The sequence below is a fragment of the Iodobacter violaceini genome (assembly GCF_011601265.1).
In the GTDB taxonomy this organism is placed as follows: Bacteria; Pseudomonadota; Gammaproteobacteria; order Burkholderiales; family Chitinibacteraceae; genus Iodobacter; species Iodobacter violaceini.
In genome coordinates, this window is record NZ_JAAOLX010000001.1 from 334830 (window position 1) to 348307 (window position 13478).

At 52.9% G+C, this 13478-nt stretch carries 12 protein-coding genes; 6 read left to right on the forward strand and 6 right to left on the reverse strand.

Annotated elements, in window-relative coordinates:
• Positions 1-594 precede the first annotated feature (594 nt).
• From HA050_RS01435 to HA050_RS01455, 5 genes are all read right to left on the reverse strand, one after another.
• Positions 595-1365 (reverse strand): ChaN family lipoprotein, encoded by a 771-nt coding sequence (locus HA050_RS01435; RefSeq protein ID WP_166821140.1) that lies wholly within the window; start codon positions 1363-1365, stop codon positions 595-597.
• A 467-nt stretch (positions 1366-1832) separates the two neighbouring features.
• Positions 1833-2474 carry an NAD(P)-dependent oxidoreductase gene (locus HA050_RS01440; RefSeq protein WP_166821143.1) on the reverse strand — a complete coding sequence of 214 codons (642 nt, stop codon included), beginning with the start codon at positions 2472-2474 and terminating at the stop codon, positions 1833-1835.
• Between the two features lie 87 nt (positions 2475-2561).
• Positions 2562-3080, reverse strand: coding sequence for a heme utilization cystosolic carrier protein HutX (gene hutX / locus HA050_RS01445; RefSeq protein ID WP_166821146.1), 519 nt, complete (start codon positions 3078-3080; stop codon positions 2562-2564).
• 414 nt (positions 3081-3494) lie between these two features.
• A complete protein-coding gene (gene hutW, locus HA050_RS01450; protein WP_166821149.1) occupies positions 3495-4790 on the reverse strand; it encodes a heme anaerobic degradation radical SAM methyltransferase ChuW/HutW in 1296 nt (431 codons plus the stop codon).
• On the reverse strand, positions 4762-4977 hold the full coding sequence (locus HA050_RS01455) for a hypothetical protein (RefSeq protein ID WP_166821151.1): 216 nt from the start codon (positions 4975-4977) through the stop codon (positions 4762-4764). The genes hutW and HA050_RS01455 overlap by 29 nt, the downstream gene beginning before the upstream one ends.
• Before the next feature lie 182 nt (positions 4978-5159).
• Here HA050_RS01455 and HA050_RS01460 point away from each other — a divergent pair, with 182 nt between their 5' ends.
• The 6 genes from HA050_RS01460 (at position 5160) to HA050_RS01485 (ending at position 12186) form a co-directional block, all read left to right on the forward strand.
• Positions 5160-5345, forward strand: a complete 186-nt coding sequence (locus HA050_RS01460; RefSeq protein ID WP_166821154.1) for a hypothetical protein — start codon at positions 5160-5162, stop codon at positions 5343-5345.
• Positions 5306-7441 carry a TonB-dependent hemoglobin/transferrin/lactoferrin family receptor gene (locus tag HA050_RS01465; protein ID WP_166821157.1) on the forward strand — a complete coding sequence of 712 codons (2136 nt, stop codon included), beginning with the start codon at positions 5306-5308 and terminating at the stop codon, positions 7439-7441. The genes HA050_RS01460 and HA050_RS01465 overlap by 40 nt, the downstream gene beginning before the upstream one ends.
• A gap of 288 nt (positions 7442-7729) precedes the next feature.
• Positions 7730-8776: a hemin-degrading factor gene (locus tag HA050_RS01470; RefSeq protein ID WP_166821159.1), complete on the forward strand. Its 1047-nt coding sequence runs from the start codon at positions 7730-7732 to the stop codon at positions 8774-8776.
• Between the two features lie 4 nt (positions 8777-8780).
• On the forward strand, positions 8781-9590 hold the full coding sequence (locus HA050_RS01475) for a heme/hemin ABC transporter substrate-binding protein (RefSeq protein ID WP_166821162.1): 810 nt from the start codon (positions 8781-8783) through the stop codon (positions 9588-9590).
• A 560-nt stretch (positions 9591-10150) separates the two neighbouring features.
• Positions 10151-11173: a FecCD family ABC transporter permease gene (locus HA050_RS01480; RefSeq protein ID WP_166821165.1), complete on the forward strand. Its 1023-nt coding sequence runs from the start codon at positions 10151-10153 to the stop codon at positions 11171-11173.
• Between the two features lie 224 nt (positions 11174-11397).
• A complete protein-coding gene (locus HA050_RS01485; protein ID WP_166821167.1) occupies positions 11398-12186 on the forward strand; it encodes a heme ABC transporter ATP-binding protein in 789 nt (262 codons plus the stop codon).
• Between the two features lie 265 nt (positions 12187-12451).
• On the opposite strand, the gene HA050_RS01490 is transcribed toward HA050_RS01485, so the two are convergent.
• The gene (locus HA050_RS01490; protein WP_166821169.1) at positions 12452-13405 is read right to left on the reverse strand and encodes an MBL fold metallo-hydrolase; all 954 of its coding nucleotides are present in this window, start codon (positions 13403-13405) and stop codon (positions 12452-12454) included.
• Between the last annotated feature and the right edge of the window lie 73 nt (positions 13406-13478).

Genomic DNA, 13478 nt, shown 5'->3' on the forward strand with positions numbered 1-13478 from the left:
AACTTTTTAAGAATTTCACTGCGCAGCAAAACATCATCTGCCATGCGCTGCGCCCAGTAAGAACGAGGCCTTTATGCCATCTAAAGATCATGCACAAAGGTGCAGCTGATCATTCAATTTGTTTTAGATGGCTTAAAAAAAACAAGTGTTTATTTCAATTTAAGCCGATATTTGTTGCGGCTTGTTCAGTGCAATAAACCGATTTAAATTGGAGAATACCGGATTCAGCGCCGTATATTACTAAATTCTAATGTATATGACTACAAACCCTATGCAAAAACAGCAAGCGATATGCTATCAGCCGCTTCAAATCGGCAACTGATGCATAGCCATTACATTAAGAGACATTCTTATCCCATACTAAATCCTAGATCTAAAATTTTGCTTCTACAACAAGACTCTTATTGTTACAAGCATAAAAAAAATCGTAATGAAGTTAAGGCTTCAGTACGATTTTTTTTAACATTTGCTTAGGGATTAATACAATCAGCCAAAAAATCTATTTATCATTTAAATCCTCTGCTGCAATGTTTAATTGAAAAGAAGAAATTGAAGGGCCGTGCTGGTTTCAAACAAAGCCGCGGCATGGCAGGCTTAGAAACCCGCGCAGGGATCCGCCCTGTTTGCCGGAGCAATCAGCTGCTCCTGATCAAATGCCCCCTGCTTACTGCCTTCAACAAAGCCCACAGACAGTGTTCCAGGCAGCCAAACCGGCACGCCCATATCGCGGCGCACATGGCCATTGCCCGCCAGCAGTACCACACCCCGCGACTGGTAAGGCTTCATGACTTTAGCCATCATCGCATCGCGGGCGATTTGTGCCAGCGCCATGCCATCCAGTAAGTTTTCCGGTAGCTTATTGCAATGCCCCACGCGTACTTCTTCACGCTGAGCAGCCAATAAACCCGCAGGTAGCTGAGTCAGCCCCAGCTCTTTGGCATCAGGCAGCGAAGAAAGGCCGGACTTCACCACTTCAGATGCATCCTGGCGCGATAAATTAGCCGCAATAACCGGCAAATCGTAGCGCATGGCCAGTGCGATCACCGGCCGGTAAAGCGGCCAATCCCAGCGCTTGCCACCGATTTTTTGAATTAAATAATCAGGATTATCCGGCTGCTCCAAACGCGCCTGATCTAATTCGGCCTGGCGTTCCACATCAAACTGCTCCATGGCAATTGCCGGGCGCCAGCCTGCTTGCACGGCTTTTTCTAAAGCCTGAAAACGCGCCTGATGCCCCAGGGCGTTATCGTGCACTTCGCCCATCAGCACATAAGATTTCCCGGCAAATGGCGTGCTGGCCGGGCTGTTGGCACATGCGCCTAAAACAAGCGCCGCACAGAGGGCGGGGAGGATTTTTTTATACATGTGTGCCTTAGCAAATGAATGGTGGTGACAAATCGGTGAATCTCTCTGGGCGGGTGAAACCCCATGTGCGCTAACCAATTTGGTTTTTAGTAGCAAACAAAGAAAAAAGATGATGACTATGCTCTCGGCACGGTGCTTTAAAGTCCCCTTGAAACACGCCGTAGCAAGAAACAAGCGGGGCGGGGTTTCGGCCAGGGAGCGAGGCAGCGAGCCAATCCCGCCTGCCGCCGACTGTCCGCAGCGAAGGGGCCCTCGTGTTTTTGAGTTTGTCGCTTGGCTTCGTTTCCTGGCCGTTCAAAAAAGGAAGGCCCCCGCGGTGGCCAACCGCTCCAAAATCAACGTACCGAAGGCACTAACAAGGTCTTTTTTATTTTGATTTGCACACATCGGGTTACACCCGCCCTAAGATCCATGCTTATAAATGAGCGGCAGCTGGGCTGTGCCCAGCCAACAAGTGTTAAGTAGAATCAGACAGGATCTGCCGGCCCCAGAATGGTCCAGGCTTTATGAAGGCGCTCATCCTCAGCAAAAATTTCCAGCATGGCACTGGCAACGTCTGCTCTGGGCAGATAATTGCCCGCATCATCACGCCCTGCCAGCACCCGATATTGGCCAGTGGCAGGCTGATAGCTCAGGCCTGCCGGCCTTGCAATCACCCATGCTAAAGCGCTTTGCTCTAAGCACTGCTCGGCCTGGTTTTTAGCTTTAATCGCCTCGCCCAACATCCGCTTAGCCCCTTCTGCCAAAGAATCCCATTGATCACCGCAGCCTAAAGACGTGCCAAGCAAAAACCTTGTTTGGGGGGCCGCAGCTTCTAAGGCCTTAATCACATTCAAATTGCCTGTGGCATCAATCCGCTGGCCTGCGGCATTTTTACCGCCCAAAACACTGATCACCCGTTTTGCGCCAGCCTGTTTAATGGCGGCAATGCAGTCATCCAGGCTGAAAGCATCCCCCGTGATCAAAGAAACACCAAGCACGTTTAAAGCCGCAGTATCACTCCCGGCCCTTACCATGGCGGCCACCTTCTTACCACGCAAAATGCAGGCCTTTGCAAGACAAAGCCCCAACCCTCTGCTGGCGCCAAAAATCAATACATCGTGTATCACTTGAATGGCCTTTTAAAATTGTAAATAACAATCATCATCATTTAAACATTACAGCATTCCCTCGATACCTTGTAGCCCAAATAATGCTCATCCTACTTTTGAGCCAGCAACATCTTCGCCCTTTGCAAAGAATCGGTGCAGTGCTTCAAGCTGGCTGGCGGAGATTTCACCACGGCTATCTCTGCCTAAAAACACCTTAAACATCACACCGCCCTCGTGATTGATAAACAGCACAGAGGCCGTATCGCGGCCCATAAAGGGGCGCTCTACCGCATAAATTGCACCGCAATTACCCACTCTTAAATGCCCGTGCAAGCCTGTTGGCCCGGGTAAATTAAAAAAACCGTGGCTGAACTCTCCCAAAGGAACCGGCCCTGTGAATTCCATAATGACATCGCTGCTGTGCATAATCACCGTCACATCGCCCCAGCTGGCCATTTCCAGCAATAACTCAGCCATTTTTTCACCAGCAAGGCGCTGCCACATTGCAGCGGGCAGGCATTCAATCACCTCATTCATTGGTATTGCTGCGGCGGTGGCTAAGCCTTCCAGCACCACGCCAGGGTTTTTGCTAAGACGTTCACGTAAAGATTGAGTGTTGTTCATAATTTTTTCCAAAATAGTTAACAAATTGTTATGCCGAAAAACCCACCCTTGAAACACAGAGTTTCAAGGAGAAAAACAGCGCATAAATGAAGTGTTCCCAATAAGCTTTTGAGTAGTTTCAATTCCAATAATCTGGGTACCTATCCCTGCTCTTGGCAGGGGGCTTTTTAAAGTCCCCTTGCAGCACGCCGAAACGAGAAACAAGCGGGGCGGGGTTTCTTTGATCCTGTTTGAGCGAAGCGAATCCCGCAGCCGCCGCTGTTCGCAGTGAGGGGTTCATGCTGGCCGGGGCGGCCTTCTTTGCTTACTTTCTTGGCCGTTCAAGAAAGTGAGTCCCCAGCGGGGGATTCCCGCATCAAAACCACCGTGCCGAAAGCACTAAAAAGATGCTTTCCTGCGTGTTCTCTGTGCCCTCTATGATTCAGGGGTGGGTTTTACAACAGAGCAATCGACCAAAGCACGCGCCATGCTTGGCCCCCAGAAGCGGGCCAGTGAGGCGATGCTCCACAGCGAATTTTGCAGCAGAGTAATCAAGCCCTGCTGCTGCCAGCTTTGCAGCAAAGGCAGACATGCAGCAGGCAGGATTGATGCGTCAATCCGGCCTGTTTCGATACTGCCTTGCAACGCCGCAACCCAGTGCTGACTTGGGTCAGAACGGGAGACACGGGCAATTGCAGGTGATGGTGCATCCAGATAGCGCGCTAAATCTGATTCAATTGAATAGGCATAGCCCGCATGGCTGCCACCAGCACCCGAGCCAAAAGCGAGGCAGCTATGGCCTGATTTAATCGCTAAGTTATAGCGATTACGCTCCCTGCCCTGGGCAGAGCCAAAGTGGCTGTTCGATAGCTGCTGCCAGCCTGCTGCGGCAAAGCGATCCAGTGCCATTTGGTAAAAACCAAGCTGCGCAGGCAGGCCGCTCACAGGCGGGAACACGCCTTTTTCCAGCATGCGCTGGATAGGCAGGCCGGGAAACAGATTAAAGGCGTAGACATCGATGCCATCCAAACCCAGGCCCAGCGCTACATCCAGATCATTCGCCCAGATGGCTTCATCCTGCCCCGGCAGGCCAAACATCAGATCGGCCACCACCACGGCTTCTTGCCCGGCAGCCAGTGCAGCCAGATAGGCGGCCGCCTCTTCTCCACCATGTTTGCGGCCTAAACGGCGGCGCAGCGGCGTATGAAAAGTTTGCACGCCTATCGAGAAACGATTCGCCCCTGCCTCAAGGCAAGCGTCGATTTTGGCGCGATCAAAATGTGATATCCGCCCTTCTACGGTGATTTCGCAATCATCAGTCAGCGGCAAATACTGCTGCAAGGCACGCAGCAAGCGCGCCAGATCCGGGCCGGATAGCGCCGTGGGTGTGCCACCGCCTAAATACACGGCGGCAATCGAGCCACCAGCCACCCGGCTGGCCGCGGCATGCTGCAAATCTGCAATCACCCGGTTTACATAGGGCGTGCCGTGCTCTTCTTTCCATGCATTTTTATAAAAGCCACAAAATACGCAGCGATTAGCGCAAAAAGGAATATGCACATAGGCCAAAGAATTCGCAGGCAAAGGGGTTTGATTTATCTCTTGCCAGGCTGAAGGCCAGGCTTCGGCACCCAGTGCTTGCTGCCCCCAGAAAGGCATTAAGGCCCGGCGCTCGCTGAAGGCAGTGGCAATAGCTTGAGAGTTATTGGGTTCTGAAATAAGGGTTTGCAATGGGTTTGCCTTGTGTTTTATCGATAATGATTATCGTTAACATAAAAAAGGAAGGCCAGCCCAACTTACAAAGTTGATGATTTACATCAAGGTTAAGACCATTTAAATATTCTGACTGCCATAAAAACAAAACACCTGGCTGCGGCCCGGATTCATTTAAAAACGCTGATCCAAAGGCAAGAAGCATGCTAAGCCTTTGACAGATACTAAATTAACCTCAAATAAAGCATGGCTGAGACCAGACTGCACCTGCTTACATGGCCATACTGCAAACCCTTCTTGCCGCTTAAAAAACGCCAGTCCAAGCATTACAAAAAACAAACGCACTTAATGCTGGCTTCTTTTGGTAAAAATCCATTGATAATGAGAATGACTATTGTTACGATGTGTTCGGTCATTGCATGGGCACTTCAGCCACCATCGCAATTTCAAACCGCAGCATTCAGCAGCACTTCGCGCCCATGGTCTACGCCGCCAGCCATTACCTCTATTGCTGGCATTTATCAGGAATCCGTATGCAACGCCGCACTCACGCCATCGCGCTCACTCTCTTAGCCGCCACCTTGCAAAGCGCATTCGCAGCCAGCAATGCTTCTGCCCCCGCCGCACAGCTTGAGCCTGTGGTGGTCACTGCAACGCGTACCGATAAAAAACTTGATGAATTGCCGCCATCGGTCAGCAGCACCGATCGCTCCGAATTGGATCGCAGCTTTATCAAGAATTACCGCGATTTAGCCAGCGAAGAGCCAGGCATTAATATCAGCCGCAATGGCCGCTACGGTTTATCCAGCGTGAATGTGCGTGGCTTAGAGGGCAACCGGGTGCTGATGCTGGTGGATGGCATTCGCCTGCCGGATGCTTTTTCTTTTGGTGCCTATCTGAACAGTGGCCGCGATCAGGTTGATTTCAGCCAGCTCAGCGCCATTGAAGTGGCACGCGGCCCTTCATCTACGCTGTATGGCTCAGATGCTTTGGGCGGCGTGGTTGGCCTGCGTACCACGTCCCCCAGCGACATGCTGCGTGGCCGTGGCAATTTTGCGGGCCAGGTTAAATCAGATTACGACAGCAGCGATCAGGGCCTGAGCGTACAAGCCGCCGTGGCCGGTGCATTTAATCAGGATACTTTCTGGCTGCTGCAAGCGGCACAGCGCAAGGGCCATGAGTTTGAAACCCAGGGCACAGTTGACAGCAAGGATTACCGCCGCACCACCGCCAATCCGCAAAACACCAATAAACGCAGCGTACTGGCAAAAGCAGAGCACTACTTTGAAAACGGCCACAAGCTGGCCATGGCCGCAGAAAACTATCGCAGCGAAGTGGATACCACGGTTTACACCGATATCGGCGCCCCCATGACGCCGTCAATTACCGGCAGCCAGGCGAATGATATTCAGACCCGCAGCCGTGTATCGCTGGATTACAACTACACAGCCCCGGCGCAAGGCCTGATTGATGCGGCGCAGGCCAAACTTTATTACCAAACCCAGAATAATGAGCAAACCTCCACCCAACAGCGGCGCAATGTGGCCAGCTGGCAGCGCGTATCTATTTACGATCAGGATATGGTGGGCATATCGGGCTTAATAGAAAAACGCATCGCAGGCCCCATCAGCCAGCACTGGACCCTTGGCGGCGAGTGGCTGCAGAATGATTTAGCCGCCCTTCGCACCGGCACCATCAAACCCGTACGCGATGTGCCTAAAACCGAAACCACCCAGTGGGGTATTTACGCCCAAAATGAGATGGGCTGGGATGAAGGCCGTTTTACGCTGACCCCGGCACTGCGCTATGACGCCTTTAAGCTGCGCCCTGAGCTTGACGCAGAATTTATCAGCCAGGGCGGAAAAGCGGTTGCACTGAATGACGCCAAGGTATCGCCTAAGCTGACCGCCAGCTGGAAAATCGCCGAACAAATCACCCTGTTTGGCCAATACAGCGAAGGTTTTCGCGCCCCAAGCGCAATGGAGCTGAACAGCAGCTATGTATCGCCCATGGGCTATGCCGCCATTGCTAATCCTGATTTAAAACCAGAAACCAGCCGTGGTGCAGAGCTGGGCGCACGCTTAGGCAACAGCACAGTGGGCGGCAGCTTCACGGCCTTTGATAACCGCTACAAAGACTTTATCGAACAAGTCAGCATTTCCTGCCCCGGCAACCCACTGTGCGTACCCGGCACCAATGTCACCTACCAAAGCCAGAACCAAAGCCGTGTACGTATCTACGGCGCTGAAAGCCGTGCCCACTGGCAGATCAGTAAAGACTGGCGCACATGGGGCAATATGGCCTGGACAGTTGGCCGCAATGAAGACACCGACGAATCACTCGACAGCGTTGCGCCATTAAAAGCCGTGCTCGGCCTTGAATACAGCAAGGAGCAATGGGGCGGCAACGCGCTGCTCACCGCCACCAGCGCCAAAACCCGCGTATCCCAGGAGAGCTACTTCAAAACACCCGGCTACGGCACCGTCGATTTAGCCCTATGGTGGAGCCCGGTCAGGGATCTGAAACTATCCGGCGGCGTATTTAATATTGCAGACCAAAAATACTGGATAGACAGCGATGTGCGCTTCTTAGCCGCCAACAGCAGCACGCTGGACCGCTACAGCCAGCCCGGCCGCAATATACGGGTATCAGCAGACTGGCGGTTTTAAGGGTTAAAAGTTTGATGTAACAAAACCCAATCCTTCAAACACGGAGGCCACAGAGAACACGGAGAAAAACGTTAAATCTAACTTTTTCTCTGCATAACCCTCAGCACTCAAGAGATGCGGCGTCCCCCTTTTTCAAAGGGGGAACACATCAAACGGATGTAGAGACTTATGCCACAGCAGTGGCTATCGCACCTAAATCAACGTGCCGAAGGCACTAAACAATTCAGCCTCACAACACCACGGGTTTCACCCGCCCAGGTAATCTCAACCGATCAATAAGGACACACCATGCACGCACTCTCTACTCAGGAACGCACTGCTGTGCTGAAAGCTAACTACGAAGCACTGGCCGCTGCCGAGCCTAAACTGCGCGCCCGTGATCGCGCTGCCCGCCTGCAAGTATCCGAAGCCGAGCTGATTGCGGCACAATGCGGCGCAGAAGCGGTAGCGCTCACCGGCACGCCGCAGGAGATTTTTATCCAGCTGCAAAACTTTGGCGAAGTGATGGTGCTCAGCCGCAATGACTGGTGTGTGCATGAGCGCCACGGCCGCTATGAGGAAATCCACGCCAATGGCCCGGTTGGCATGGTGCTGGGTAAAGATATCGACCTGCGCATGTTTTTTAGCTACTGGAAACACGCTTTTGCCGTGAATGAAAACGGCCGCCGAAGCGTGCAGTTTTTTGATGGCGCTGGCGAAGCGGTTCATAAAGTTTACTTAACTGAAAAAAGCGATGCTGCTGGCTACGATGCCTGTGTCAGGCAGCTTGCCGCAGCTGAAATCCCGGCAATGCATATCGAGGCTTACCCCACCGACACCAGCCGTGGTGATTGCCAGGATAACGCCGCCTTGCGTGAGCACTGGCTTAGCCTGACCGATACCCATGGCTTTTTCCCTATGCTGGGCAAGCATAAAGTTACCCGCCTGGCCGCCTTAAAAGCCGCCGGGGATGATCTGGCACAGCGCGTGGCCATTGATGCCACCGAAATCATGCTGCACCGTGCTGCAGCAGAACAACTGCCGATTATGTGTTTTGTCAGCAACCGTGGCATGGTGCAAATCCACTCTGGCCCGGTTGAAAAACTATTACGCACCGGCCCATGGTTCAATATTCTCGACCCGATGTTTAATCTGCACCTCAACACCACCGCCATCAGCGAATGCTGGGTGGTAAATAAGCCAACCAGCGACGGCTGGGTGACCTCGCTAGAGGTTTACACCGATGGCGGCGAGCTGATTGTGCAATTCTTTGGCGTAAGAAAACCAGGCGTGCCTGAGTTGCCAGAATGGCGCAAGCTGATGTGCGATCTTTGCAGCACCCCGCTGGCAGGCTGATCCCATGAAAAAATGGCTTATCACGTCTGTTTTACTGACGCTGCTTCAACCTGCACTGGCCGCTGCCCCAAAGAAAATCGTAACCCTGGGCGGGCCGCTCACCGAAATCGTTTACGCGCTGGACGCTGAAGCGCGGCTGGTCGCGGTGGATCAGTCCAGCGTTTACCCGCCTGCGGCGAATAAATTGCCCAAGGTGGGTTACTACCGAGCGTTTTCGGTGGAAGGCGTGCTGTCACAAAAGCCTGATCTGATTCTGGCCTCTGATCAGGCAGGCCCGCCGGAAGCGCTGGCAAGGCTGCAACGCACCGGGGTGCCTGTGATTGTGCTGCCAAGCGCGCCTGATTTGGCCGCACTGGAAAAACGTATCACCGGCATCGCCAGTGCTTTGCATGAGGAAGAAAAAGGCAGGAGCATCGTGGCAAAGCTGAAGCGTGATGTGACTCCTGCCCCGGCCAGCAAGACCCGCGCCCTGCTATTGATCAGCCGCAGCGGCAGCCCGGAAGGCGCTGGCAATGACACCACTGCTGACGCCATCTTGAAATTAGCCGGTTTAAACAATGTACTGGCCAAACAACAGGGCTACAAACCGCTATCCATGGAAAGCATCGCCGCGCTGCAGCCGGATGTAATTGTGCTGTCCGGTATGTCGGTACAAAACTTGGGGGGCATGGAAAAAGTACTCGCCATGCCAGGGCTGGCACAGACCCCTGCAGCCAAAAACAAGAAAATTGTGGTGATGGACGACCTGCTGCTGCTGGGCTTTGGGCCCCGTTTGCCAGAGGCGTTGCAACAGCTGAAGCAGGCGTCCAGGTAAAGCGGGCACGTTTTCGTACCCGCTATGGATATCAGCCGACCATATATATTGCATCTTTTGTATGGGGGGGGTGAAACCCCACATGCGCTAACCAAAATTTTTTTTCATTAGCAAACAGCGAAAAACACCATATCCACGCTCTCGGCATGGGACTTAAGCCCCCCCTGAAGCACGCCGAAGCGAGGAACAAGCGGGGTGGGGCAGTCGTCAATTCGTGTTTGAGCGAAGCGAGTTGAATTGACGCCACCTCGATTGTCGGCAGTGAGGGGACTTCGTGCTGTTTGGGGCGGCCTTCTTTCGCTTCCTTTCTTGGCCGTACAAGAAAGGAAGGTCCAGCGGGACGCCCGCACCTAAATTAACGTGCCGGAGGCACTAAAAAATAGCTTTTGACTTTGGATAGCGCACATGGCGTGAAACCCGCGAACAATATTGGATAAAGATGCAGGTTTCACCCCCCCTGCAGCTGCAATGCATTTCGAGCAAACAGCCATTATCAGCGGATACAAACCCTGTGTTCGCTGCTTTTAAAACACCCCTAAACCCTTGTACCAGGATTTATCATGACCGCAATAAGCCAGCCCCGCACCACCTTGCCGCAGTTTTCTAACTGGCTGCTGTGGGCCTTAGGCGGCTTGCTTATTTTGCTGATGATGATTTCAGCCAGCAGTGGCGCTGTCGCCATTCCGCTTAGCGAGTTACCGCAGCTTATCTTCAGCCCAAGATTTGAAACCGGCAGCGAGCAGCAGCTCTGGCAAAGCGTTTTGCTGGATATGCGCCTGCCGCGCGTTATATTTGGCGCACTGGCCGGGGCGGTGCTGGCGCTCACTGGCGCAGCCATGCAGGCTTTATTCAGAAACCCGCTGGCCGAGCCTGGCCTGTTGGGCATTACCTCAGGCGCATCCTTAGGTGCAGTTACGGCCATTTTGTTTGGCGGGGGCAGCCTGATGGTGCTGGCTCCGGCGGCCTTTCTTGGCAGCCTGATTGCCACAGCGCTGGCTTATCACTTGGGCAAAAATTATCAGGGCATTGCCGGGCTGCTGCTGGCGGGGATTGCCATCAATGCCATCTGCTTCAGCCTGATCGGGCTAATGACTTATATGGCAGATGATAATCAGCTGCGCAGCCTGACCTTCTGGAGCATGGGCAGCCTGGCAGGGGGCACATGGTCTTTGCTTAGCGTGCTTAGCCCTGCCCTGCTGGTGATTTCGGCCCTGATTCTGCGCCACTGGCGCGCCATGAATGCTTTGCTTTTGGGTGAGCGCGAAGCGCAGCATTTAGGCTTTCCCATGAAGGCCATCCGCCGCAAATTAGTCTTGCTCACCGCGCTGTTAATTGGCCCGCTGGTGGCGGCAACCGGCGGGATTGGCTTTGTAGGGCTGGTAGTACCGCATTTAGTCAGAATGGTACTGGGCGCTGATCACCGCCGTTTATTACCTGCATCGATGCTGGCTGGTGCCATCGCCCTTGTCGCCGCCGACTGCCTAGCCCGCCTTGTGGCCCAGCCAGCCGAGCTGCCGATTGGCATTGTCACCAGCCTGATCGGCGGGCCGTTCTTTCTTTGGCTGCTGATTTCACGGAAATAAATCGTGCGGGCAATGGTTCTGGTATGCGCACAAAACCTAAATCCTGAACCACAGGCACAGAGTGATACGGAGGATACCTGGAAAAATGACCCGTAATTTTGTGCCTTTTGTGTTTTTGGCGAACATCTGCTTTAGCGCTACTTTGTCACTCCCCTTTTTAAAGTAACCGATATCAGCAGAAGCGGCTTCAGCCGCAAATACTCTCTTACCGTGTGGAAAAACGAATGCCCAGCTTATTAATTGCTCAGAATCTTTACTTTAAACGTGGCAAACAGCTGATTTTAAATGATGTTTCTCTGACGCTGCGTGCCGGTGAAGTCACGGCGATTCTGGGCGCCAATGGCGCAGGAAAATCCACACTGCTGTCGCTGCTGTCTGGCGAGATCAAGGCCGATCAGGGTGATATCTGCTTAAAAGGGGAAAATATCGCTGATATGCCAGCGGCAAAGCTCGCCCGTCAGCGCGCTGTGCTGCCGCAAAATCCGAATCTGACTTTCGATCTTGGGGTCGAAGAAGTCATCACCATGGGGGCATATCCTTTTGCAGAGCTGTCACCCCACACGGTGCACAATCTAAGCTTAAAGGTTTTGCAGCTTGCCGATATCAGCCATCTGGCCCGGCGCCGTTACACCCAGCTATCCGGCGGCGAGCAACAACGGGTGCAGTTTGCCCGTGTGCTGCTGCAAATCCTCGCAAATCCGGGCCAGCCACGATATTTGCTGCTGGATGAGCCCACCGCCAGCCTTGACCCGCGCCATCAGCATGATTTACTCGCCGTAGTCAGCCGCCTGGCGCAGAGCGAAAACATCGCCGTGGCTGTCGTCCTGCACGACGTAAACCTCGCCGCCCGCTGGTGCAACCATTTACTGCTGCTGAAAAACGGCAGCACCGTCGCCTGCGGCATCCCCAAGGAAGTTCTCACACCCTGCCTGCTCAGCGCAGCCTACGGCATCGCATCCACCGTCATCCCGCATCCTGAGCATAAGGAGCGGTGTTTGGTGTTGTTTGAATAAAGAAGGTTACGCAAGCCACCCCCTGAAACACGGAGGGCATAGAGAACTGCGTGTTTCACGGAGTAAAGCAGGCTTTGAAGCCAGCCCTGTCAACTGAAGAACGAGTAAGGCTGATGCTTTTGCAGATTGGCTTACACAATAAAACGACCAACCCAAGCTATCGGTCTGTGGTTTAAGCGCCGCAGCCATGCGCAATCGCAGATCAAGAATAAGCTTGCAATTAAAAAAAGCCGAATTGCTTCGGCTTTTTAATTAAGCACCCTGCCTACTTCCCGTACATCGGCGAGTAATTCACCGGCAGCCATTCATAGCCCTTGTCCGCTTTGCGCAAATGCCCAAGCCCAGGAAAAGAAAGGTGAGCAGAGCCGATTAAATAGCCCTGCTTAGCTGCTTCGGCATAGGCTTTTTTACGCTCTTTAGCCGCCGCCTTGCTGTCGCTGTCATATTGAATCGTTACGCCGGGCTGAGCAAATTGCACAGCGGCAACGTGCATTAAATCTCCCCACAGCACCAGCGTTTGCCCCTTACTTTCTATCTTATAAACACTATGCCCTGCGGTATGGCCATGCGCTGCCACGGCTTTAACACCAGGAATTAAATCCGTGTCGCCATTAAACGTTTTAAGCTTTCCCGCTTTGATATAAGGGGTCACCGAAGCGATTGCACCCTGGAAATATATTTTGGCATCAGCAGGTGCAGCATCCATATTGGCCTGGCTCAGCCAGAAATCCACATCACGCTGATCCAGCCGCAAGGTGGCATTTGGAAAAGCCAGCTCCCCCCCCGCCATCAGCCCGCCCATATGATCGCCATGCAAATGGGTGATATAGACTTCATCAATTTGCTCAGGCGAATAACCTGCAGCTTTTAAGCTTTCGCCAAAATGCCCCAGCGTTGGGCCAAATAAACCCGCCGCACCAGTATCCACCAACACGAGTTTCTCACCGGTATTGATTAAATAGGCATTCACAGAAGTTTCTAATGGGCTAGCTAAATAAGACTTTGCCAAAGTTTTTTCAACTTTAGTCTTGCTGGTATTCGTAAGGATATTGCTCACCGGCAGTGAAACGGTGCCATCTGATAAAGCCGTTATTTCAAAATCACCCAGCATCACCCGATAAAACCCTGGTGCCGAGGTTTTTACCATAGGCGCTGCCGCCCCGGCCTGAAACGTAGTTAAAACCATTGCACCTAACAGCAAACGTTGAAACGAATTCATCGCTTTCTCCTGTAATGAATCAATGAAATAACAGCGCTTATAAAAAAGGGTGAGACTGGCTCACCCTTTTACC

Coding starts and splice junctions, on each gene's coding strand:
- HA050_RS01475 (WP_166821162.1), top strand. CDS start 8,781: ATGAAAAAATGGCTTATCACGTCTGTTTTACTGACGCTGCTTCAACCT.
- HA050_RS01460 (WP_166821154.1), top strand. CDS start 5,160: ATGACTATTGTTACGATGTGTTCGGTCATTGCATGGGCACTTCAGCCA.
- HA050_RS01455 (WP_166821151.1), bottom strand. CDS start 4,977: ATGCTTCTTGCCTTTGGATCAGCGTTTTTAAATGAATCCGGGCCGCAG.
- HA050_RS01480 (WP_166821165.1), top strand. CDS start 10,151: ATGACCGCAATAAGCCAGCCCCGCACCACCTTGCCGCAGTTTTCTAAC.
- HA050_RS01485 (WP_166821167.1), top strand. CDS start 11,398: ATGCCCAGCTTATTAATTGCTCAGAATCTTTACTTTAAACGTGGCAAA.
- HA050_RS01470 (WP_166821159.1), top strand. CDS start 7,730: ATGCACGCACTCTCTACTCAGGAACGCACTGCTGTGCTGAAAGCTAAC.
- HA050_RS01435 (WP_166821140.1), bottom strand. CDS start 1,365: ATGTATAAAAAAATCCTCCCCGCCCTCTGTGCGGCGCTTGTTTTAGGC.
- HA050_RS01465 (WP_166821157.1), top strand. CDS start 5,306: ATGCAACGCCGCACTCACGCCATCGCGCTCACTCTCTTAGCCGCCACC.
- hutX (WP_166821146.1), bottom strand. CDS start 3,080: ATGAACAACACTCAATCTTTACGTGAACGTCTTAGCAAAAACCCTGGC.
- HA050_RS01490 (WP_166821169.1), bottom strand. CDS start 13,405: ATGAATTCGTTTCAACGTTTGCTGTTAGGTGCAATGGTTTTAACTACG.